23 protein-coding genes are annotated in these 21,872 nt (G+C 70.8%); 14 read left to right on the forward strand and 9 right to left on the reverse strand.

Features of this window, described 5'->3' with window-relative positions:
- Window positions 1-36: 36 nt before the first annotated feature.
- Window positions 37-1,458 (reverse strand): malonyl-CoA decarboxylase, encoded by a 1,422-nt coding sequence (locus tag ASF44_RS11475; protein ID WP_056899362.1) that lies wholly within the window; start codon window positions 1,456-1,458, stop codon window positions 37-39.
- A 96-nt stretch (window positions 1,459-1,554) separates the two neighbouring features.
- On the opposite strand from ASF44_RS11475, the gene ASF44_RS11480 reads away from it, so the two are divergent.
- The gene (locus ASF44_RS11480) at window positions 1,555-2,085 is read left to right on the forward strand and encodes a CinA family protein (RefSeq protein ID WP_235579195.1); all 531 of its coding nucleotides are present in this window, start codon (window positions 1,555-1,557) and stop codon (window positions 2,083-2,085) included.
- Window positions 2,082-2,303 carry an oxidoreductase-like domain-containing protein gene (locus tag ASF44_RS11485; protein ID WP_056899363.1) on the forward strand — a complete coding sequence of 74 codons (222 nt, stop codon included), beginning with the start codon at window positions 2,082-2,084 and terminating at the stop codon, window positions 2,301-2,303. Before ASF44_RS11480 ends, ASF44_RS11485 begins: the two co-directional genes overlap by 4 nt.
- Before the next feature lie 43 nt (window positions 2,304-2,346).
- Here ASF44_RS11485 and lgt read toward each other — a convergent pair whose 3' ends face one another.
- The 4 genes from lgt to ASF44_RS11505 all read right to left on the reverse strand — a co-directional run bounded on the left by lgt (window position 2,347) and on the right by ASF44_RS11505 (window position 6,586).
- Window positions 2,347-3,168, reverse strand: coding sequence for a prolipoprotein diacylglyceryl transferase (gene lgt / locus ASF44_RS11490; RefSeq protein ID WP_056899364.1), 822 nt, complete (start codon window positions 3,166-3,168; stop codon window positions 2,347-2,349).
- Between the two features lie 36 nt (window positions 3,169-3,204).
- Window positions 3,205-3,783, reverse strand: coding sequence for a DUF924 family protein (locus tag ASF44_RS11495; protein ID WP_056899365.1), 579 nt, complete (start codon window positions 3,781-3,783; stop codon window positions 3,205-3,207).
- Window positions 3,758-5,548, reverse strand: coding sequence for a monovalent cation:proton antiporter-2 (CPA2) family protein (locus tag ASF44_RS11500; RefSeq protein WP_056899366.1), 1,791 nt, complete (start codon window positions 5,546-5,548; stop codon window positions 3,758-3,760). The genes ASF44_RS11495 and ASF44_RS11500 overlap by 26 nt, the downstream gene beginning before the upstream one ends.
- Window positions 5,549-5,644: 96 nt before the next feature.
- Window positions 5,645-6,586 carry a LysR family transcriptional regulator gene (locus ASF44_RS11505; protein ID WP_056899367.1) on the reverse strand — a complete coding sequence of 314 codons (942 nt, stop codon included), beginning with the start codon at window positions 6,584-6,586 and terminating at the stop codon, window positions 5,645-5,647.
- Between the two features lie 101 nt (window positions 6,587-6,687).
- On the opposite strand from ASF44_RS11505, the gene ilvD reads away from it, so the two are divergent.
- Window positions 6,688-8,379 (forward strand): dihydroxy-acid dehydratase, encoded by a 1,692-nt coding sequence (ilvD, locus tag ASF44_RS11510; protein ID WP_056899368.1) that lies wholly within the window; start codon window positions 6,688-6,690, stop codon window positions 8,377-8,379.
- Between the two features lie 16 nt (window positions 8,380-8,395).
- On the opposite strand, the gene ASF44_RS11515 is transcribed toward ilvD, so the two are convergent.
- Window positions 8,396-8,638 (reverse strand): TIGR04438 family Trp-rich protein, encoded by a 243-nt coding sequence (locus ASF44_RS11515; RefSeq protein ID WP_056899369.1) that lies wholly within the window; start codon window positions 8,636-8,638, stop codon window positions 8,396-8,398.
- 95 nt (window positions 8,639-8,733) lie between these two features.
- Here ASF44_RS11515 and ASF44_RS11520 point away from each other — a divergent pair, with 95 nt between their 5' ends.
- From ASF44_RS11520 to ASF44_RS11540, 5 genes are all read left to right on the forward strand, one after another.
- Window positions 8,734-9,045: a c-type cytochrome gene (locus tag ASF44_RS11520; protein WP_056899370.1), complete on the forward strand. Its 312-nt coding sequence runs from the start codon at window positions 8,734-8,736 to the stop codon at window positions 9,043-9,045.
- Window positions 9,046-9,129: 84 nt separating this feature from the next.
- Complete coding sequence (locus ASF44_RS11525; protein ID WP_056899371.1) at window positions 9,130-9,843, forward strand: YafY family protein; 714 nt, start codon at window positions 9,130-9,132, stop codon at window positions 9,841-9,843.
- A gap of 53 nt (window positions 9,844-9,896) precedes the next feature.
- Window positions 9,897-10,511 (forward strand): glutathione S-transferase family protein, encoded by a 615-nt coding sequence (locus tag ASF44_RS11530; protein WP_056899372.1) that lies wholly within the window; start codon window positions 9,897-9,899, stop codon window positions 10,509-10,511.
- A 153-nt stretch (window positions 10,512-10,664) separates the two neighbouring features.
- Window positions 10,665-13,334, forward strand: coding sequence for a membrane-bound PQQ-dependent dehydrogenase, glucose/quinate/shikimate family (locus ASF44_RS11535; protein WP_056899373.1), 2,670 nt, complete (start codon window positions 10,665-10,667; stop codon window positions 13,332-13,334).
- Between the two features lie 122 nt (window positions 13,335-13,456).
- Window positions 13,457-14,062: a YqhA family protein gene (locus tag ASF44_RS11540; protein ID WP_056899374.1), complete on the forward strand. Its 606-nt coding sequence runs from the start codon at window positions 13,457-13,459 to the stop codon at window positions 14,060-14,062.
- A 24-nt stretch (window positions 14,063-14,086) separates the two neighbouring features.
- Here ASF44_RS11540 and ASF44_RS11545 read toward each other — a convergent pair whose 3' ends face one another.
- Window positions 14,087-14,992 carry a LysR family transcriptional regulator gene (locus ASF44_RS11545; protein ID WP_056899375.1) on the reverse strand — a complete coding sequence of 302 codons (906 nt, stop codon included), beginning with the start codon at window positions 14,990-14,992 and terminating at the stop codon, window positions 14,087-14,089.
- 69 nt (window positions 14,993-15,061) lie between these two features.
- Here ASF44_RS11545 and ASF44_RS11550 point away from each other — a divergent pair, with 69 nt between their 5' ends.
- The 3 genes from ASF44_RS11550 to ASF44_RS11555 are packed head-to-tail and all read left to right on the forward strand — an operon-like array spanning window position 15,062 to window position 17,182.
- Window positions 15,062-16,159, forward strand: coding sequence for a mandelate racemase/muconate lactonizing enzyme family protein (locus ASF44_RS11550; RefSeq protein WP_056899376.1), 1,098 nt, complete (start codon window positions 15,062-15,064; stop codon window positions 16,157-16,159).
- A 24-nt stretch (window positions 16,160-16,183) separates the two neighbouring features.
- On the forward strand, window positions 16,184-16,390 hold the full coding sequence (locus ASF44_RS32845) for a hypothetical protein (protein WP_235579197.1): 207 nt from the start codon (window positions 16,184-16,186) through the stop codon (window positions 16,388-16,390).
- A 6-nt stretch (window positions 16,391-16,396) separates the two neighbouring features.
- Window positions 16,397-17,182, forward strand: a complete 786-nt coding sequence (locus tag ASF44_RS11555) for a tripartite tricarboxylate transporter substrate-binding protein (RefSeq protein ID WP_255358197.1) — start codon at window positions 16,397-16,399, stop codon at window positions 17,180-17,182.
- A gap of 69 nt (window positions 17,183-17,251) precedes the next feature.
- On the opposite strand, the gene ASF44_RS11560 is transcribed toward ASF44_RS11555, so the two are convergent.
- Together ASF44_RS11560 and ASF44_RS11565 are read right to left on the reverse strand one after the other, a co-directional pair.
- Window positions 17,252-17,539: a BrnA antitoxin family protein gene (locus ASF44_RS11560; protein WP_056899377.1), complete on the reverse strand. Its 288-nt coding sequence runs from the start codon at window positions 17,537-17,539 to the stop codon at window positions 17,252-17,254.
- A complete protein-coding gene (locus tag ASF44_RS11565) occupies window positions 17,514-17,792 on the reverse strand; it encodes a BrnT family toxin (RefSeq protein ID WP_056899378.1) in 279 nt (92 codons plus the stop codon). Before ASF44_RS11565 ends, ASF44_RS11560 begins: the two co-directional genes overlap by 26 nt.
- Window positions 17,793-18,229: 437 nt before the next feature.
- Between ASF44_RS11565 and proV the strand changes: the two genes are divergently transcribed.
- From proV to proX, 3 genes are read left to right on the forward strand one after another with little or no spacing between them, the layout of a single operon-like run.
- Window positions 18,230-19,429 (forward strand): glycine betaine/L-proline ABC transporter ATP-binding protein ProV, encoded by a 1,200-nt coding sequence (gene proV, locus ASF44_RS11570; RefSeq protein WP_056899379.1) that lies wholly within the window; start codon window positions 18,230-18,232, stop codon window positions 19,427-19,429.
- Window positions 19,430-19,448: 19 nt separating this feature from the next.
- A complete protein-coding gene (gene proW / locus ASF44_RS11575; protein WP_056899380.1) occupies window positions 19,449-20,690 on the forward strand; it encodes a glycine betaine/L-proline ABC transporter permease ProW in 1,242 nt (413 codons plus the stop codon).
- 22 nt (window positions 20,691-20,712) lie between these two features.
- Window positions 20,713-21,714 carry a glycine betaine/L-proline ABC transporter substrate-binding protein ProX gene (gene proX / locus ASF44_RS11580; protein WP_056899381.1) on the forward strand — a complete coding sequence of 334 codons (1,002 nt, stop codon included), beginning with the start codon at window positions 20,713-20,715 and terminating at the stop codon, window positions 21,712-21,714.
- Window positions 21,715-21,872 lie beyond the last annotated feature (158 nt).

The raw sequence follows: 21,872 nt of genomic DNA on the forward strand, positions 1-21,872 counted from the left end.
GGGCCGCAGGCCTGGGCCGCGGCGCCGCGGCTGGCCTCAGATCAGCAGGCGCTCGACCTCGGACGACAGCGGGATGTTGCCTGCCACCGTCATCGCCCGGTGCTTGTCGAGCCGGCGCAGATCGTACAGATAGTTGACCATGAGCCCGCAGGACTGCTTGAGGCCCTTGGGCGAGGGGTCGCCGGCCCAGTTGAGCCGCTCCACGCGCGCGCCGTTGCCCAGGTGGAAGCGCGCCACCGGGTCGAGCGGGCGGCCCTGGTCGAGTTCGCGGCACAGGTACTCGGCCGCGCAGCGCAGCAGGAACTGGCGCGCAGCCGATTTCTCGTCCAGCGCCAGCACGCGCTCGGTGGCGGCCATCACGTGCTCGGCCTCGGGTGCCTTGGCGCCCAGCGCGCGGCCGAGCTCGGCACGCGCCTTGTCGGGCAGGCGCTGCAGCATGCCGTCCGCGTTCTTCGCCAGCCAGGCGCGAAAGCCCGGGATCGGCGAGAGCGTGGCGAACTGCTTGAGCTTGGGGAATTCCTCGCGCAGCGTCTCCACCACGCGCTTGATCAGCGAGTCGCCGAACGACACGCCGCGCAGCCCGGCCTGCGTGTTGCTGATGGAGTAGAAGACCGCCGTCGTGGCCTTGCCGATGTCGTGCACGGCCGCCTGCTCGTCCAGCAGCGGCCCGATGCCGCCGGCCAGGTGGTCGATCAGCGCCACCTCGACGAAGATCAGCGGCTCGTTCGGCAGCCGCGGGTGGAAGAAGCCGTAGCAGCGCCGGTCGCTGTCGAGCCGGTTCTTCACGTCGGCCCAGCTGCGGATGTCGTGCACGGCCTCGTACCGGATGAGCTTTTCGATCAGCGAGGCCGGCGAATCCCAGCTGATGCGGCGCAACTCCAGGAACGGCAGGTCGAACCAGGTCGAGAACAGCGCGGCCAGTTCGGCGTCCAGCGGCTGCAGCCGGCGCTCGGCCTTCAGGTGCGGCAGCAGTTCGGCCCGCAGGTCGACCAGGAAGCGCAGGCCCTGCGGATCGACCGCGAAGCGCTGCAGCATGCGCGTGCGCGGCGACACGAAGACGCTGCGCAGCCGGATCTCGGCGGCCGCCTGCTCGGGCGTGCCGTGCACGGCGTCGTAGTGATCGCGCGCGGCGCGCACCTCGTCGGCATCGGGCGAGAACTGCTCGACCAGCAGCAGCCACAGGTCGCGGCGCTCGGCGGGCTGGGCACCGGCATACCAGGCCGTGACCTGCTGGGCACGGCGGCCGGCCTCGGCTTCGCTGACGTGGGGATCGACCACGGCCTGCAGCTGCGCCAGCAAGCGGCGCAGCGCGCTGGGTGTCAGCGCCTCGGGGTCGCGGCGCAGCGTGGCGCGCAGGCGCTCGGCCATGGGGCGCGGTGCGTCCGGTTTGGCGTTGGGCGGTTTGGCGGCCGGCTTGAGCAGCGCCAGGCTGCGGGCAATCCAGTCGGTGGCGTTCATGGCAGGTTGTCCTCGGGGTGCATGTGCGCCTACGGTACTGCACTCCGCGCACGGGCGAGGACGGGCGGCCGGTCACCGCCGTCACAATCGCACCCCATGTCCACCCATCCCATGTCCACGCACTCCGAACCGGCCGAACTCCCTGCACTGCCCGACCTGGCGGCCCGCGTGGCCGAGCGCCTGCGCGCTCGCGGCGAGACCGTGGCCGTGGCCGAGTCCTCGGCCGGCGGCCTGGTCGCGGCCGCCCTGCTGGCCGTGCCGGGTGCGTCGCGCTACTTCCTGGGTGGCGCCGTGGTCTATTCGCGCCGTGCCGGCAAGGCGTTGCTGGGCCTGGTGCCGGCCGACATGGAAGGCCTGCGCGCCGAGACCGAGCCCTATGCCCTGCTGCTGGCCGGCAAGGTGCGCGGCAACCACCGCGCCAGCTGGGGCCTGGGCGAGACCGGCGCGGCCGGCCCGTCCGACAGCCCGGCGGGCGACCCGGCCGGCCGCGCCTGCCTGGCCGTGGCCGGCGCCGTGGAACGCAGCCGCACCGTGCTGACGGGCAGCACCGCACGCGCCGCCAACATGGAGCTGTTTGCGCGCCAGCTGCTGGCGCTGTTCGACGAAGTGCTGGCCGACGCAGCGTGACCGGCCCGCTGCCGACCGACGCAGCCTCGGCGCGCACGGCGATCGCCATGCTCGCCGCAGAGCTGGCCACGCAGGGCATCGCCGGCATGCGCGCGCCCCCGCCCGAGCCGACCACCTGCTGCGGCCGCGGCTGCAACGGCTGTGTCTGGGAAGGCTACCTGGGCGCCGTGGTGTGGTGGTGCAAGGACGCCAGGGCCCTGCTGGCCCAGGCGGGCTGAACGGGGCGCCTGCAGCGCGCCCGCAGCGGATCGACGGCGCCCGTCAGGCCCCTGCCGGCAATGCGGTTGCCCGCCGCCCGCACCAGACCCACATCGCCACGCCGGCCAGCACCATCGGCACGCACAGCCACTGGCCCATGCTCATGCCCAGCGACAGCAGGCCCAGGAAGGCATCGGGCTCGCGGAAGAACTCGGCCGTGAAGCGCAGCAGCCCGTAGCCGATCAGGAAGGCCGCGGCTACCTGGCCTTCGGCGCGGCGCTTGCGCGCATACAGCCACAGCAGCACGAACAGCAGCAGGCCTTCGAGCAGGAACTGGTAGACCTGCGAGGGATGGCGCGGCAGCATCGATCCGCTTTGCGGGAACACCATGCCCCAGGGCAGGTCCGGGCTGGAGAAGCGGCCCCACAGCTCGCCGTTGATGAAGTTGCCGACACGGCCGGCCGCCAGGCCCGTGGGCACGCAGGGCGCCACGAAGTCGGCCACCTGCATCCAGGGCCGCTGGCGCGAGCGCGCGAACCAGACCATCGCCGCGATCACGCCCAGCATGCCGCCATGGAAGGCCATGCCGCCCTGCCAGACGTAGAAGATCTCCAGCGGGTGCGTGAGGTAGTGGCCGGGCTTGTAGAACAGGCAGTAGCCCAGCCGGCCGCCCACCACCACGCCCACCACGCCCAGGAACAGGATGTCCTCCACGTCCTTGCGCGTCCAGGGAGGCACCAGCGAGGCGAAGGGTTCATGGCGCAGCCGCAGGTTGCCCAGGAACATGAACAGGCCGAAGGCGACGAGGTAGGTGATGCCATACCAGTGGATGGCGACAGGACCGATCTGCAGCGCGACCGGATCGATCTGGGGGTACATGAGCATCCGGGCATTTTGCCTGCCGTGCCCGACAGGCCGGCGTCAGCCCGAGAAGCCGCCCTCTGCCAGGAACGCGCGCTCGGCCGTGGTCGTCTCGCGCCCCAGCATCGCGTTGCGGTGCGGAAACCGCCCGAAGCGCGCCACGACGTCCCGGTGCTCCTGCGCGTGGCTGCGGGCCGGCTCGCCCAGGGCCTCGTGCAGCAGCAGCGCGCGCTCCTGGTCGGGCATGTCCTCGGAATGCGAGAGCGGCAGGTAGAAGAACAGCCGCAGCGCCTGCGCCACCTGCCGGTCCAGGCCGGCGTCCAGCGCCTGGCGGCAGAACATGCGCGCCAGCGGGTCGGTCGCGTACATGTGGGCGCTGCCGCGGAAGCTGTTGCGCGGGTACTGGTCGAGCAACAGCAGCAGGGCCAGCGCCCCTTCGGCCGTCGCGGCCCAGGCATCGCAGCGGCGCGCGGCCGCGGCGAAGTGCAGGTCGTGGAAGCCTTCGCGGAACTGGCGGTCGAAGTCCGCGTCCTTGGCGAACCAGCGCGCCGCTCCGGCGTCGCGCCAGAACGCCACCACCGCCGCGGCTTCGGCGACTGGCACGGCAGCGCCCTCAGACGGGCTGGGTTTGCGCGGCATCGCCGTTCTCCTTGTGGCGCAGGTGGCCCAGCACCAGGGCGCGGCCGGCGAAGGCGTCGCCGGCCACCTCCAGGTCGAAGCGTTCGCCGTCCAGGCGCCGCAGGTCGGCCATGACCGCATCGGCCTCCTCGGGCGTGGCGCCTGTGGCCAGCACCGCCTCGCGGCCCAGCAGCATGGCCGACTCGAAGGTCTCGCGCACGACGAAATCGGCCCCGCCGGTCTTGACCAGGGCCAAGGCGTGCTCGCGGTCGAAGGCCCGGACCAGCACGCGCGCGTGGGGGCATTCGGCCCGGGCGTTCTCGGCGATGCGCGTGGCCGCGGCCTTGTCGTCCACGCAGACCAGGATGGCGCTGGCGCTGTGCGCGCCGGCCGCGTGCAGCACGTCGGCCCGGGCGCCATCGCCGTAGTAGACCTTGAAGCCCAGGTAGGACTGCGCGTCGCGGATGACCTGGGTGTCGTTGTCGATCACGGTCAGCGAGGCGCCGCGCGCCACCACGCCCTGGCTGGCGATCTGGCCGACGCGGCCGAAGCCGATCACCAGCACGCTGGCCTGCCGGTCGTGCGCCGCCTCGGCCCCCTCCATGGACACCGTGGCGCGCGGCCCGAAGCGGCCATGCAGCAGCACCACCAGCGGCGTGAGCGCCATCGACAGCACCACGATGGCCGTCATGTTGGCGTTGACGGTGGCGTCGATCACGCGCGCGCCCAGTGCAGCGGCGAACAGCACGAAGGCGAACTCGCCGCCCTGGGCCATCAGCACGGCGCGGTCCAGCGCATCGGCGTGCGAACTCCTGGCGAAGCGCGCCACGGCATAGATGCACAAGGCCTTGGTCGCCATCAGCGCCAGCACGCCGGCCACGATGATCCGCCAGTTGGTGGCCACCACGCCCAGGTCCAGCGACATGCCCACGCCCAGGAAGAACAGGCCCAGCAGCAGGCCGCGGAAGGGCTCGATGTCGGCCTCCAGCTGGTGGCGGAACGTGGACTCGGAGAGCAGCACGCCGGCCAGGAAGGCCCCCATGGCCATGGACAGCCCGCCCAGCTGCATGAGCAGCGCCGCGCCCAGCACCACCAGCAGCGCGGCGGCCGTCATGACCTCTCTTGCCTTGGCATTGGCCAGCACGCGGAAGAAGGGGTTGAGCAGCCACGTGCCGGCCGCCACCAGCGCGGCCAGCGCACCCAGCGCCAGCCCGACCACGCCCCAGCGCGAGGGCGCGACGGCGGCGGCATCCAGCGCCGGCGGTGCGATGAAGGCGACGACGGCCAGCAGCGGCACGATCAGCAGGTCTTCGAACAGCAGGATGGAGACGATGCGCTGGCCGCGCGGCGCGGCGATGTCGCCGCGCTCGCCGAGCAGCTGCATGACGATGGCCGTGGAGGTGAGCACGAAGCCCATCGCGCTGACGAAGGACACCGCCCACGAGAAGCCGAACGCGATGCCCACCAGCGTCAGCAGCAGGCCGCACACCAGGCACTGCAGGCTGCCCAGGCCGAAGATCTGCTTGCGCAGGCTCCACAGGTGCGAGGGCTGCATCTCCAGCCCGATCACGAACAGGAACATCACCACGCCCAGCTCTGCCACGTGCAGGATGGCCTGCGGATCGTCGAACAGCCTGAGCCCGAACGGCCCGATGGCCAGGCCGGCGGCCAGGTAGCCCAGCACCGAGCCCAGGCCGATCCTCTTGAACAAGGGCACGGCCACCACCGCCGCCCCCAACAGGCTCACGACCTTGACCAGGTCGCTGCCACTCCCCTCGATTGCCATCGCATTTCCCCCATCAGAGCGGGGGCGACCTTAGCAGAAGGCCACCACTGCCGGGGCGGCCGAGGCCGGGCGGCGCCCGGTGCGCAGGATGCCGCGCTAGCCCGCCGCGGCGGCCACGCGTTCGCGCACGAAGTCCACGAAGCGCGCCAGCGCGGGCGACATGGCCTCGGCCGGCCAGACCAGGCTGGTCTCGCAGACCGGCAGCACCGGCCGCTTGCGGCCCACGGCCAGCTGCGGCGCCTCGCGGTAGACCACGCCGGCACGGCGGAACTGCATCACGCTGGCCGGCACCCAGGCCAGGCCGTTGCCGCCCCAGACCAGGTTGACGATGGTCTGCATCTGGATCGCCTCCTGCGCCACCTGCGGCACGGCGCCGTGCGCGCGGTACAGCGCGACGACCGCGTCGTGCAGCGAGGGCAGGATGCGGCGCGGAAACAGCACCAGAGGCTCGGCCAGCACCTCGGCCAGCGGCAGCGGATCGCGCCGCGCCAGCGCATGGCGCGCGCCCAGCGCCAGCACCAGCGATTCCTGGCCCACGGCCAGCCGCTCGAGCCCGGCGGGCGCCTGGCCGGGTGCGTGCAGCATGAGGCCGGCGTCGATGCTGCCGCGCGCGAACGCGTCGAGCTGCACGTCGCCCGTGGCCTCCACCAGTTCCAGCGCCACACCCGGGCTCTGCGCGTGGAAGTCGCGCACCCACAGCGGCAGCTGCGCGAAGCCGACGGTGGAGACGAAGGCCAGCCGCACGCGGCCGCGCTCGCCGGCCGCAGCAGCCCGCGCACGCGCCGGCAGCGCCTCGGCGCGCGCCAGCAGCTCGTGCACCTCGGGCAGCAGCGCAGCGCCGGCCGGTGTCAGCGCCACATGGCGGCGCGTGCGCTCGAACAGCGCGACCGACAGCCCGCGCTCCAGCTGGGCGATGGCCTGGGTCAGCGGCGGCTGCGTCATGTGCAGGCGCCTGGCGGCGCGGCCGAAGTGCAGCTCTTCGGCCAGCACGGCGAACTGGCGCCACACCCGCAGGTCCGGTGACGAAGCGTTCTTCATACACCAAGCATATCAATCGGCGCGGCAAAAGCGATTGGAAGCAATCAGGCTTCGTTGGCATACTGCGCTCCGTTCCCCACGCACAACACAGACGCCCCACCATGGAAACCAAGACCATCCAGATCAACCGCCGCTCGGCCAACATCACCGAAGGCAAATCGCGCGCGCCCAACCGCTCCATGTTCTACGCCATGGGCTACGAGGAAGGCGACTTTCGCAAGCCCATGGTCGGCGTGGCCAACGGGCACAGCACCATCACGCCGTGCAACAGCGGCCTGCAGAAGCTGGCCGACGCGGCGATCGCCGGCATCGAGGCAGCCGGCGGCAACGCCCAGGTGTTCGGCACGCCCACCATCTCCGACGGCATGGCCATGGGCACCGAGGGCATGAAGTACTCGCTCGTCAGCCGCGAGGTCATCAGCGACTGCATCGAGACCTGCGTCGGTGGCCAGTGGATGGACGGCGTGCTGGTGGTGGGCGGCTGCGACAAGAACATGCCCGGCGGCATGATGGGCATGCTGCGCGCCAACGTGCCGGCCATCTACGTCTACGGCGGCACCATCCTGCCGGGCCGCTACAAGGGCCAGGACCTGAACATCGTCAGCGTGTTCGAGGCCGTGGGCCAGAACGCTGCCGGCAACCTCAGCGACGAAGACCTGACCGAGATCGAACGCCGCGCCATCCCCGGCACGGGCTCGTGCGGCGGCATGTACACGGCCAACACCATGTCCAGCGCCTTCGAGGCCCTGGGCATGAGCCTGCCCTACTCGTCCACGATGGCGAACCCGCACGACGAGAAGGAGAACTCGGCCCGGGAATCGGCCAAGGTGCTCATCGAGGCCATCAAGAACGACCTCAAGCCGCGCGACATCGTGACCAAGAAGGCCATCGAGAACGCCGTCGCCGTGATCATGGCCACGGGCGGCTCGACCAACGCGGTGCTGCACTTCCTGGCCATCGCCCACACGGCCGGCGTGGAGTGGACCATCGACGACTTCGAGCGCATGCGCAAGAAGGTGCCGGTGATCTGCGACTTGAAGCCCAGCGGCAAGTACCTGGCCGTGGACCTGCACCAGGCCGGCGGCATCCCGCAAGTGATGAAGGTGCTGCTGGACGCAGGCCTGTTGCACGGCGACTGCATCACGATCACGGGCAAGACGATCGCCGAGACGCTGGCCGACGTGCCTGCGCTGCGCGCCGACCAGGACGTGATCCGCCCGATCGACAAGCCCATGTACGACGAAGGCCACCTGGCCATCCTCAAGGGCAACCTCTCGCCCGAAGGCGCTGTGGCCAAGATCACGGGCCTGAAGAACCCCGTCATCACCGGCCCGGCCCGCGTGTTCGACGACGAGCAATCGGCGCTCAAGGCCATCCTGGACGGCAAGATCGTCGCAGGCGACGTGATGGTGCTGCGCTACCTGGGCCCCAAGGGCGGCCCCGGCATGCCCGAGATGCTGGCGCCCACGGGCGCGCTGATCGGCGCCGGCCTGGGCGAGAGCGTGGGCCTGATCACCGACGGCCGCTTCTCCGGCGGCACCTGGGGCATGGTGGTGGGCCACGTGGCGCCCGAGGCCGCAGCCGGCGGCACCATCGCGTTCGTGCAGGAGGGCGACTCCATCACCATCGATGCACACGAGCTCAAGCTGGAACTCAACGTGCCCGAGGCCGAGATCGCCAAGCGCCGCGAAGGCTGGACACCCCCTGCCCCGCGCTACACGCGCGGCGTGCAGGCCAAGTTCGCGTTCAACGCGAGCACCGCCAGCAAGGGCGCGGTGCTGGACGACTACTGATCCAGGGCGCGCGGCGTCAGCGCCGCTTCCTGGGGTTCAGCCCCAGGGCGTCGCGCTGGCGTTCGACGCGGGCGGCCTTGCGCGCCTCGTCGCGTTCCATCGCGCGGCGCTTGGTGTAGCCCGTCGCGTCGGCCCAGGCCCACCACAGGATGGCCAGGCCGAACGGGGCCAGCACGACCCACCAGGCCCAGTTGGCGACCGGGCCGAACTCTGCCCACTTGAGCAGCAGCAGAACCAGGCCCAAACCCAGCAGATACATCTTGTCCTCCTCTGGCGCAGCCCATCCGGGCCGGGGGAACCCCGTTCCCTAGAATGGGTCGAAAGACTGTACCCCAACCCCCAAGAGGAAGAACGATGAAACAAGTGTTGCTTGGCACCGTCCTGCTTGCAGGCAGTGTGCTGGCCTTGCCGAGCTGGGCCGACGAGGCACTGGCCAAGTCCAAGAACTGCATGGCCTGCCATTCCGTCGACAAGAAGCTGGTCGGCCCCGCCTACAAGGACATCGCCGCCAAATACAAGGGCGACGGCAGCGCCGTCGACAAGCTGGCCGTCAAGATCCAGAAGGGCGGCTCGGGCGTCTGGGGCCCGGTGCCCATGCCCGCGAACCCGCAGGTCAACGAGGCCGATGCCAAGAAGCTGGCGGCCTGGGTGATGGGGCTCAGCTGAACCTGGCGCCCACGGGCTCCCACCCGACAGCAAGCCCGCCGCGCAGCGGGCTTTTTTGTGGGCGCGCGCTCCTACACTGCGGCCATGTCGAGAGCCGCCCGCCTGCTGCACCTGCTGGAACATCTGCGCGCCCAGCGCCGGCCGCTTCCCGGCCCGCAGCTGGCGGACCGAGCCGGCATCAGCCTGCGCACGCTGTACCGCGACATCGCCACCTTGCGCGAACAGGGCGCGCGGATCGAAGGCGACCCGGGCGTGGGCTATGTCTTGCGGCCGGGCTTCACGCTGCCGCCGCTGATGTTCAGCGAGGAGGAACTGGAGGCCTTGGTGCTGGGTGCGCGCTGGGTGGCCAGCCAGTCGGCCGACCCCGCGCTGGTGCAGGCGGCCCAGGGCGTGATGAACCGCATCGGCGCCACGCTGCCCGAGGCGCTGCGCATGGCGGTGCAGACCAGCGGCCTGTTCGTTCCCCCGCGGTCCGACCCGCGGCCCGCCACCCCCTGGCTGCCGGCGCTGCGCCAGGCCGTGCGGGCAGAGCACGCCGTGTGGCTGGACTACCTGGACGAGGCCGGCCAGACCACGCGGCGGCGCGTGTGGCCGTTCGCGATGGCCTTCTTCGAGCAGGCCCGGCTGATGGCCGCCTGGTGCGAGCTGCGGCAGGACTTCCGGCATTTCCGCGCCGACCGCGTGCTGGACCTGACCGACACGGGCGAGCGCTATCCCGAGCGCCGCCACCTGCTGATCCGCCGCTGGAGCGTGCGCATGGGCCACGCGCACCATGCGCAGACTGCTGACAGAAGCTGACACTGGCCCCCGCGACACTGGTGCTCCCCCCCCAACGACGAAAGGACCGCACCATGACCGCTGCTCTGACCTTCTACACCAACCCCATGTCGCGTGCCCGCGTGACGCGCTGGATGCTCGAGGAAACCGGCCTGCCCTACCAGACCGAGATCCTGGACTACGGCACCGGCATGAAGGCACCGGCCTACCGCGCCATCAACCCCATGGGCAAGGTGCCCGCGATCCGGCACGGCGACACCGTGGTGACCGAGAACGCCGCCATCTGCATGTACCTGGCCGACCTGGTGCCCGAGAAGAAGCTCGCACCGCCCGCAGGCAGCCCCGCGCGCGGCCCCTACTACCGCTGGATCAGCTTCATGGGGCCGCTGGAGCAGCTGATGGTGACCAAGTCCACCGGCGGCAAGATGCCCGATCCGGGCATGGCCGGCTTCGGCACCGAGGACGACCTGGTGCAGACGCTGGCAGGCGCCGTGCAGGACCGCGACCACCTGGCGGGCGACAGCTTCACGGCGGCCGATCTGCTGGTCTCCTCCTACATCGGCTGGTATCTGCAGTTCCAGCTGCTGCCGGCGCTGCCAGCCTTCACGCGCTTCGTCGAGCTGCACCGCGGCCGCCCGGCGGCAGCGCGCGCGTTCGAGCTGGATGGGCCGATCCCGGAACGCCGCTGATGGCTGACCGGTAGGACGGTGTGTCGGCCGCGGCCCGGCACGCCGTCATGGACATCGCCTCTGGCCGATCAGGCATGCCGGCCTACAGCCACGCCGGCCGCAGGGCGCCAGCATGGGCCGCCCAGGCGAGTCCGCCCCCAGCCAAGCCAGACGATGCAAAACAACCCGCGCAGCCTTTACACGACGATCCTCGGTTTCCTGATGTGGCTGCCTGGCGCCCTGCTGTTCGCGGGAGGTGCCTGGTTGATGGTGCTGGGCGGCAGCATCTACTACGCCGTGGCCGGCCTGTTGCTGGCGCTGACCGGGTCGCTGGTGCACCGGCGGGCGCCGTCCGCCGTGTGGGCGTTCGCGGTGCTGTTCGCCGGATCGCTGGCCTGGGCCGTGTGGGAGTCCGGCCTGGACTGGTGGCCGCTGGCCGCGCGCATGGGCGTGCTGTTCATGCTCGGCGTGCTGATGCTGCTGCCCTGGACGCTGCGCCGGCTCGACGGGGGCCGCGTGCAGCCGCCCATCGAAGCCCCCATAACCCCTCCTGGCACCCCGCCCACCGGCGGCCAGCCAGAGCCGGTGCGGCCTTCGCGCTTCGAACTCTTCACCCGCAACCACCGCGCCCACCGGGCGCCCCGCGCTGCCTCCTGGCGCCGCGGCGGCGGCATGGCGCTGAGCCTGGCCATGGCCTGCTTCGCGCTGCTGTCGGCGGTGACCTGGATCCGCGACGTGCATGCGCTGGAGGGCGCGCTGCCGCCCTCGCAGGGTGCGCTGGTCGACCAGGGCTCGGCCGTGCGCGGCGTGCCGCCAGGCGAGTGGCATGCCTATGGCCGCACCGGCTTCGGCCAGCGGTATTCGCCGCTCGCCGACATCACCCCTTCCAATGTCGCGGACCTGCAGGTTGTCTGGCACGCCCACACCGGCGACCTGCGCGGGCAGCCGGGCGACCCCGAGGAAACCACCTTCCAGGCGACGCCGCTGAAGATCGGCAACCGCCTGTACCTGTGCACGCCGCACCAGACCGTGATGGCGCTGGACGCCACCACGGGGCAGGAGATCTGGCGCCACGACGCGAAGGTCAGCCGCAACCTCGCACTGCAGCACCTGACCTGCCGCGGCCTGTCGTACCAACCGCCAGCCGCTGCACCGGCACCGGCCGGCACCGCTGAAACCGCGGAAACCGACGCAGCGGCCGCGGCCGCAGGCGTCGCAGACGCGCCCGCCAGCGCGTCGGCCGATGCACCCGCAGCTGCTGCTGCCCCTGCATCGCCGGCGACGCCCGCCAGCCCCGCCCCCGACGCCACGGCGGCGGCATGCCCCAACGGCAAGCTGTTCATGCCCACCGCCGACGGCCGGCTGCTGGCGCTCGATCCCGAACGCGGCGGCCCCTGCACCGCATTCGGCGGCGGCAAGGGCGAGATCGACCTGTGGCAGCACATGCCCAACCACCGCCCCGGGGCCTACTACTCGACCTCGCCGGTCGTCGTGACCGCGCGGCTCGTGATCGTCGGCGGCACGGTGCTCGACAACGTCTCGACCGCCGAGCAATCCGGCGTGATCCGCGCTTTCGACATCGAGACCGGCGCCCTGGTCTGGAACTGGGATTCCGGCAATCCCGACACGACCACGCCCATCGCAGAGGGCGCGCGCTACACGGTCAACTCGCCCAACAGCTGGTCGATCTCCAGCGTGGACGAGGCGCTCGGCATGGTCTATGTGCCCATGGGCAACCAGCCGCCCGACCAGTGGGGCGGCAACCGCAGCGCGGCGGTGGAGAAGTATTCGTCGTCGGTGGTGGCGCTGGACCTCGCCACCGGCCAGGTGCGGTGGGTCTTCCAGACCGTGCACCACGACCTGTGGGACTACGACGTGCCGGCCCAGCCCTCGCTCGTGGACCTGAACATCGACGGTGCCACCGTCCCGGCGCTGGTGCAGCCCACCAAGCAGGGCGAACTGTTCGTGCTCGACCGCCGCACGGGCGTGCCCATCCGCCCGCAGGCCGACACGCCCGCGCCGCAGGGCGCCGCGCAGGGCGACCGGACCGCCGCCACGCAACCCCGGGCCGCGATCTCCTTCGACCCGCCCATGCTGCGCGAACGCAGCATGTGGGGCGTGACCATGTTCGACCAGCTGGCGTGCCGCATCGCGTTCAAGCGCCTGCGCTACGAAGGCCGCTTCACCCCGCCCTCCACCCAGGGCTCGTTGATCCATCCCGGCAACTTCGGCGTCTTCAACTGGGGCGGCGTGGCGGTCGACCCGCGGCGCCAGATCGCGTTCACCACGCCGACCTACCTGCCTTTCGTGTCGACACTGGTGCCGCGGCCCGACGACACGGCCCTGATGGTGCAGAAGGACGGCCCTCCCGCGGGCGCCCTGCCGGCGCTCAACGAGAACTTCGGCGCGCCGTTCGCGGTCAAGCTCGGGCCTTTTCTGTCGCCGCTCGGCGTCCCGTGCGTCGCGCCGCCATGGGGCTACGTGGCCGGTGCCGACCTGACCTCCGGCAAGATCGTCTGGCAGCACCGCAACGGCACGGTGCGCGACCTGTCGCCCATCCCGGTGCCGATCCGCATGGGTGTGCCCAACCTCGGCGGCCCCATCGTCACCGCTGGCGGTGTCGCCTTCCTCTCGGGCTCGCTGGACAACTACGTGCGCGCCTACGACGTCACCAGCGGCAAGCAGCTCTGGGAGAGCCGGCTGCCGGCCGGCGGCCAGGCCACGCCGATGACCTACACGGCCGACGACGGCCGGCAGTTCGTGCTGGTGGTGGCCGGCGGGCATGGATCGCTGGGCACCACGCCGGGCGATTCGGTCATCGCCTACGCCCTGCCCAAGCGCTGAGCCGGCCCCAGGCCCCTGGCGCGCCACGGGGCGCGCGGCCGCCATGCCATCGGCCCTCGGCGGCCCGTTGCTGCACCGCAGCACAGCCCTACAATCCGGCGCCCCCACCAACGCCGACACACATGTCCGACCCGCTGCAACCCGCCAAAACCTCGCCGATGCGCCCATTGGCCAAGATGATCTTCGCCAGCCGCTGGCTGCAACTGCCGCTGTATTTGGGCCTGATCGTCGCGCAGGGCGTGTATGTGGTGCACTTCCTGGTGGAACTGCTGCACCTGGTCGAGGCCGCCTTCGGCAACCAGACGGCCCTGCAGGCGCTGATCAACAGCATCGGCTACAAGACCGACGCTCCGATCACGACGCTCAACGAGACCGTGATCATGCTGGTCGTGCTCGCGCTCATCGACGTGGTCATGATCTCCAACCTGCTGATCATGGTGATCGTGGGCGGCTACGAAACCTTCGTGAGCCGCATGAACCTGGAAGGCCACGAAGACCAGCCCGAGTGGCTGAGCCACGTGAACGCCTCGGTGCTCAAGGTCAAGCTGGCGATGTCCATCATCGGCATCAGCTCGATCCACCTGCTCAAGACCTTCATCAATGCCGACAACTACACCGACAAGGTGCTGATCGCGCAGACCGCGATCCACATCGCCTTCCTGCTGTCGGCCATGGCCATCGCCTACACCGACAAGCTGATGTCGTCCACGGCCAGCGGCAGGCACTGAGATCCGGCCGGCGGGCCGGTGGCGTCATGCCGGTCGCTGCCGACCCACGGCCTCGACCAGGGCATCGCGCAGGCCCAGCGCGGCGCCCTCCAGCGGCTTGTCACGCGGGAACACCAGCGCCAGCTCCGCATCGTCGAGCGCGAGCAGTGGCCGGGCCACCAGGCCCTGCCGCTGGGCATAGCGTGCGCCCAGCGTCTCCACGATCGCCACACCCAGCTGCTCGGCCGCGAACGCGCAGGCGGCGAACGACTGCGACACCTCCATCACCGGCCGCAACGCCAGCCCCGCGGCCGCCATCGCCTGCTGCGTCGCCAGGCCTGCCGGCAGGGCCGGCGACAGCACGATCAGGTCCAGCGCCGCGGCTTCGGCCAGGCTGAGCGCCGTGTCGCTGCGCACCCGCGGATGGTCGGGGTGGAACACCGCATGCAGGCTCAGCCGGGCCAGCCGCTCCCGCGCGATGCGCTCGCCGGCCGTGGCCGGGCCGGTGATGACGAGGCCCAGGTCGATCCGGTGGTCTGCCGCCATGTCCATGATCTCCAGCGCCGTGCCCGCGCGCACGGTGACCGCCACCTGCGGATGCGCGCGCCGCACCGGCACCAGCGCCTGCGGCAGCAGCATGGTGGCCGCCACCGCCACGGCGCCCACGTTCAGCCGCGCCGTGGCGCCCTGGCGGATGTCGCGGGCCAAGCGCTCCACCGCGTCCATCGCCGACAGCGCGGTCAACACCTCGGGGATCAGCGCGCGCGCCTGGCTGGTCAGCTGCAACCGGCGCTGGTTGCGGCTGAACAGCGCGAAGCCCAACCGCGTCTCCAGGCCCCGCAGCACGGCGCTGGCCGCAGGCTGGCTCATGTGCACGCTGTCGGCTGCCGCTGTCACGGTCGGATGCAGGTACATCGCGCGCAGCAGGGCGAGTTCACGACGGTTCAGCATCAGGATTTCATATGAAGTCAGCCAGTTCATCTATTTGACCATCGGTGGGCTGGCGCCCAAGAATCCCGGATGCCCGCCAACACCATCGCTTCGGTCCACTGCATTCCCATGCGGCTGCCCTTCCACCACTGGAGCCAGCCGCCACTGTTCGCCGGCCGGCCGCGCAACAAGCTCGACAGCGCCCTGGTGCGGCTGGAGACGCAGGACGGCACCGTGGCCTGGGGCGAGTCGTATTGCGTGGAGCCGCGCGCGCTGCAGGCGGTCTTCGAGACGCTGATCGCACCCCTGGCCTGCGGCCGTCAGGCCGACGACGAGAGCCTGCTGCCCGGCATGCAGCGCGCGCTGCACAACCTGGGGCGTTCCGGCCCCGTGGTGCACGCGCTGGCCGGCCTGGACATCGCGCTGTGGGACCTGCGTGCCAAGCGTGCCGGCCTGCCGCTGCATGCACTGCTGGGCGGCAAACGCCGCGACCAGGTGCGCGTCTACGCCTCGCTGCTGCAGTACTACGCCGACGAGAGCCTGCTCGCGCAGGTGACGGACCGTGCGCTGGCCGAGGGCTACACCGAGATCAAGCTGCACGAGCGCACGGCCCCGGCCCTGGCTGCCGTGCGCCGCACCACCGGCCCCGGCGTGCCCATCATGGTCGACACCAACTGCGCCTGGCTGCCGCACGAGGCGCAGGCCGCCATCGCCGCCATGCTGCCGCACGCCCCGTTCTGGATCGAGGAGCCGGTCTGGCCGCCCGAGGACGGCGAGGCGCTGGCCGCCCTGCGCCAGCGCTGCCCGGTGCCGCTGGCCGTGGGCGAGAACGCTGCCAGCGCGCTGGCGCTGCGCCGCATGGCGGAGCAGGCGACGGTGCAATACCTGCAGCCCAGCGTGATCAAGCTCGGGCTGACGGCCGCGCTGGACATCGCCAGCGCCTGCGCCGCCACGGGCGTGGTCTGCGCCCCGCAGGTCGCGTTCTTCGGCCCCGGCTTCCTGGCCAGCCTGCACCTGATCGCCGCGCAGCAGGCCGAGGTCTCGCTGGAGCGGCTGTATGTCGAACTGGCCCACGTGCCCTACGCGCGCACCGTGCCCATCGAGCACGGCTGGCTGCAAGTGCCCGATGCCCCCGGCCTGGGCGCCGACCCCGAGCCGGCGCTCGCCGAAGGCCGCTACGCGAACTGAACCACGACGACTGGAGACCTCCCCATGCCGATGCCCCTGCCCACCACACGCCGCCGACTCCTGCACCACGCCACCGCCCTGGGCCTGGGCGCCATGCTGCCGCTGCACGGCGCCCGTGCCGCCGCGTACCCCGACAAGACCGTGCGCATCGTCATCCCCTACCCGGCCGGCGGCGCCACCGACAACCTGGGCCGGCTGTCGGGGCAGACGCTGCAGGCGGCGCTGGGCTAGTCCTTCATCGCCGACAACCGCGGCGGGGGCGGCACCACCATCGGCACGCGCGCGATCGCGCAATCGGCGCCCGACGGCTACACGCTGGGCATGGTGGACAGCAGCTTCACCATCAACCCCGGGCTGCTGCGCGAGCGCCTGCCCTACGACACGCTGAAGGACTTCGCCCCGGTCTCGCTCGTGGCCACCGCGCCCTTCGTGCTGGTCACGTATCCCTCGGTGCCGGCCAGCGACCTCGCGGCGTTCATCACGCGCGCCAAGGCGGCACCGGGTACGCTGGCCTACGGTTCGGCCGGCGTGGGCAGCGGCCCGCACCTGGCGGGCGAGCTGCTGGCGCAGCAGGCCGGCATTTCCGTGCAGCACATCCCGTACAAAGGCGGCGGCACGGTCATCACCGACCTGCTGGGCGGACAGTTCCAGTTCGCCTTCGCCACCGTGCCGACGCTGGCCGAGCACATCAAGGCCGGCCGGCTGCGCGCGCTGGCCGTCACGCCACGCCAGCGCGTGCCGCAGCTGCCCGACGTGCCCACCTTCACCGAGGCCGGCCTGCCCGGCGTGGACACCATGCCGCTGTTTGGGCTCATCGCGCCGGCCGGCGTGCCGGCGGCCATCGTCGAGCAGCTCAGCGCCGCGCTGCGCCAGTCCGTGCGCCAGGGCGAGATGCACGCGCGGCTCCAGGCCATGGGATTCGAGCCGGTGGGCAGCACGCCGGCGGAGTTCGGCCAGCGCATCGGCGAGGAGGTCGCCAAATGGACCGCGGTCATCCGCAAGGGAAACATCCAGGCGGAGTGAAGCGCACGGCGTGCCGCCATCGGACGTCCGCCGTCCTGGACGGCCCACGCCGCGCCGCCTGCCGTGAGGCTATGCAGTCTTGATCCGGCCGGCCCGGATGTCGGCGCGCAGTGCGTCATTGACACGGGTCTGCCAGCCAGGACCTGTTGCCTTCAGCGCCTCCAGGATGTCCGGATCGATGCGGATGGTCGTCACCACCTTGGTCGGCGTCTTCTGCGGTCCGCGGCGGCGTACGCCGAGCGTCGCCTGCAGGGCGGGCGGCAGAACCTCCTGAGCCGGCCGGAACCCAGCCAGGTCCTCGGCCGCCAGTTCGCGGACCTCTCCGTCCGCGTCAGTCAGTGGTGCGCGCTTGCTCATAGGCTTTGATCTCCCGGCTGTTCGCCTTGCGAAAGCTGATGACTCGGATGCCTTCATCGATGGGCGTGAAGCACAGCACGTGCAGGCGCCCGCGGAGAAGGCCAACTGCAACGTACCGCACTTCCGTGTAGACCTTGCGGTCGTCCACCTGAACGACAGCGGTGCTGAAGTCGAGTTCCGCGGCAGCCTCGAACGACAGCCCGCGCTCGGCGATGTTCCTGTCGTTCTTGGCCGCGTCGAACGCAATCCGCATGACGCAAATTGTATTGACAAATATCTGTTGTGGTCACGCGGATGACCATGCACCGGCCTTGGAGAACTAGCCGGGAATCTGTCATTCCTTGACATGACTTAGACCCAAAAGTTACAATGCGCCCCGTTCTAACAGTCAACACGATATGTTGACGGTCTGAGCGCTACTCGCGGAGCACCTTGCCTCCCGTCGCGGCGCCAGACATCCCCTGCCGGGCTTGCCCGGCAACCGGCTGGTTCTCCAGCCAACCGACGCCGCGTCGCATCGCTCCGTTCAGCCCCTTCGACCAGGCCCGCTGACCGGCTCCGCTTTGCGTGACGGGCGCTGGCTGCGTCGTTGCTTCGTCGTCTTCAGTGCCTGCCGTGCGGCTGCGGACCGCGGCCGCCCACGCATGCAGGCGGCCATTGCCCAGCCCCATCCCCAGGAGGCCCGCCGCAATGGCAAAAGACATCCAGATCGAACACGTCTTCAAGGTGTTCGGAGACGATCCCGACGCCGCCCTGACGCTCGTGCGCCAAGGCAAGAGCAAGCAGGAGATCCTGGCCGAGACCGGCCAGTCCATCGGCGTGTTCGACGCCCACTTCGACATCCAGGCCGGCGAGATCTTCGTGATCATGGGCCTGTCGGGCTCGGGCAAGTCCACGCTGGTGCGGCTGCTGAACCGGCTGATCGAGCCCAGCGCCGGCCGCGTGGTGGTCGATGGCGAGGACATCTTCCAGCACGGCGGCCGCCAGCTGCGCGCGCTGCGCCGCAAGGACATCAGCATGGTGTTCCAGTCGTTCGCGCTGATGCCGCACATGACCGTACGCGACAACACTGCCTTCGGCCTGGAGCTGGCCGGCACCGACAAGGCACAGCGCCTGGCAGCGGCCGACGACGCGCTGGCCCAGGTGGGCCTGGCCGGCTGGGGCGACAGCTACCCCGACGAGCTCTCGGGCGGCATGCAGCAGCGCGTGGGCCTGGCGCGCGCGCTGGCGTCCGACCCGTCGATCCTGCTCATGGACGAGGCCTTCTCGGCCCTGGACCCGATCATCCGCACCGACATGCAGAGCGAGCTGCTGCGCCTGCAGCAGGTCAAACGCCGCACCATCGTGTTCATCTCGCACGACCTGGACGAGGCCATGCGCATCGGCGACCGCATCGCCATCATGAAGGATGGCCAGGTGGTGCAGGTCGGCACGCCCGAGGAGATCCTGCGCAACCCGGCCGACGACTACGTGCGCAGCTTCGTGCGCGGCGTGGACGCGGCCAAGGTCTTCAAGGCCGGCGACATCGCGCGGCGCAGCCAGGTCGTGGTGTCCGAACACCCCGCACGCGGCTCGCGCCCCGCGCTGAAGATGCTGGAAGACCAGGACCGCGAGTTCGCCTACGTGGTCGACCCGCAGCAGCGCTTTCTGGGCATGGTCTCGGCCGACTCGCTGCGCGCCGCGCTCAAGGACCACGAGGGCACGCTGGGCCTGCAGCGCGCCTTCCTGCCGGACGTGCAGACCGTGGCCGCCATCCATCCCGTGAACGAATTGTTCGGCCAGGTCGCGCAGTCGCCCTGGCCGCTGCCCGTGGTCGACGACCAGGGCCGCTACGTCGGCGCGATCAGCAAGACCACCTTGCTGCGCTTCATGGACAAGAACAGCGATTGACACCCGAGGAGGACACCAAATGAACGACAACACCAACCTCGCCCAAAGCAACGCCATGGCCGAAACCGATCCCTGGGCGACCTCGGCACCCGATGCCGCGCCCGCCGCGGAATCGGCACCGGCCGGCGACCCCTGGTCCGGCACCGAAGCCACGCCCGCACCCGCGGCCGACGCCCCTGCCACCGACGCCTGGTCCACCGCCACCGATGCGGGCGCCGGCGCCGCCGACGGCAGCGACTGGCTCGGCGCGGCCACCGACGCCGTGCCCGCCACGCCCGACGGTTTCTCGCTCACCCAACTGTGGGACGGCAGCCTGCCCGTGGAGTCCTGGATCAACCAGGGCCTGGCCTGGGCGGTCGAGCACTTCCGCCCGTTCTTCCAGACCGTGCGCGGCCCCATCGACGCCACGCTGTCCAGCGTCGAAGGCCTGCTGCAGTCCGTGCCCACCCTGGCCATGGTCGCGCTGCTGGGCCTGTTGGCCTGGCAGTTCGCCGGCCGCGCCGTCGCCATCGGCGGCGTGGTGTCGCTGCTGCTGGTGGCCATGCTGGGCATCTGGCCCGAGGCCATGGTCACGCTGTCGCTGGTGCTCACCTCGCTGGCCTTCTGCCTGGTGCTGGGCCTGCCGCTGGGCATCCTGCTGGCTTCCAGCGACCGCGCCAACCGCTTCGCGCGGCCGGTGCTGGACGCGATGCAGACCACCCCGGCCTTCGTCTACCTGGTGCCCGTGGTCATGCTGTTCGGCATCGGCAACGTGCCCGGCGTGATCGTGACCATCGTGTTCGCGCTGCCGCCGCTGGTGCGCCTAACCACGCTGGGCATCCGCCAGGTGCGGCCCGACCTGATCGAGGCCGCGCGTGCCTACGGCGCCTCGCCCTGGCAGCTGCTGACCAAGGTGCAGTTGCCGCTGGCCATGCCGTCCATCATGGCCGGCATCAACCAGGCGCTGATGCTGTCGCTGTCGATGGTCGTCATCGCTTCCATGATCGCCGTGGGCGGCCTGGGCCAGATGGTGCTGCGCGGCATCGGCCGGCTCGACATGGGTCTGGCCACCGTGGGCGGCCTGGGCATCGTGCTGCTGGCCATCACGCTGGACCGCATCACCCAGGCCATGGGCCAGCCCAGCCGCGGCGCACGCCACTGGTGGCAGACCGGCCCGGCCGGGTTGGTCGTGCGGGCGCTGCAGCGCAAGCCGCAACCGGCCGCTGCCGCCACGTCGGACCACACCCAAGCCACCGCCGCCCTGGCCGTGCGCATCCATTGAATCCACTGAAAGGAGCATCCCCATGAACTTCCAACCCCTTCGCACCGCGTTCGCGGCCGGCCTGCTGGCCGTCTGTGCAACCGCCATCGCCCAGGACCTGCCCGGCAAGGGCATCAAGGTGCAGCCGCTGCAAAGCTCCATCGCCGAGGAGACCTTCCAGACCCTGCTGGTCAGCCGCGCGCTGGAAAAGCTCGGCTACGACGTGCAGCCGATCCGCGAGATCGAGTACGCCACGGCCTATGTGGCGATCGCCAACGGCGACGCCACGCTGATCGCCGCCAACTGGAACCCGCTGCACGACGACTTCTACAAGAACGCCGGCGGCCAGGCCAAGCTCTGGCGCCAGGGCACCTACTCCACCAACGCGCTGCAGGGCTACCTGATCGACAAGAAGACGGCCGACGCCCACAAGATCCGCAGCATCGACCAGCTCAAGGACCCGGCCATCGCCAAGCTGTTCGACACCGACGGCGACGGCCAGGCCGACCTGACCGGCTGCAACCCCGGCTGGGGCTGCGAGGCCGTCATCAACCACCACCTGCAGGCCTACGGGCTGTCGGGCGCCATCAAGCACGTGCAGGGCAGCTACGCGGCGCTGATGGCCGACACCATCACGCGCCACAAGGAAGGCAAGCCCATCCTGTACTACACCTGGACGCCCTACTGGGTCAGCGGCGTGCTCAAGCCCGGCAGCGACGTGGTCTGGCTGCAGGTGCCGTTCTCCTCGCTGCCCGGCGCGCAGAAGGGCGTCGAGACCCGGCTGCCCAATGGCCAGAACTATGGCTTCATCCCCAACACGCAGCACATCGTGGCCAACAAGGCCTTCGCCGAAGCCAACCCGGCCGCGGCGAAGCTGTTCGCGGTGATGCAGCTGCCGGTGGGCGACATCAACGCCCAGAACCTGCGCATGCGCAACGGCGAGAACAAGGCCGCCGACATCGCGCGGCACACCGACGCCTGGATCAAGGCGCACCAGAAGACCTTCGACGGCTGGATCGCCCAGGCGCGCTCCGCCGCGGATTAATCCACGCGAGGGGCAACGCCGCCCCGCTGCGTTCACAGTCGTGACGCAATCGGCCCCGGGGCGCGCTCAACAATCCGCACCAGCCCGGGCCACCTGCATGCACAGCGCCCGGTGCGGGCCGGACGGCGGGGCCCCATCCATCCGCCCTTCGTCCCTGT

It is taken from the genome of Pseudorhodoferax sp. Leaf274, assembly GCF_001422445.1.
Lineage (GTDB): Bacteria > Pseudomonadota > Gammaproteobacteria > Burkholderiales > Burkholderiaceae_C > Pseudorhodoferax.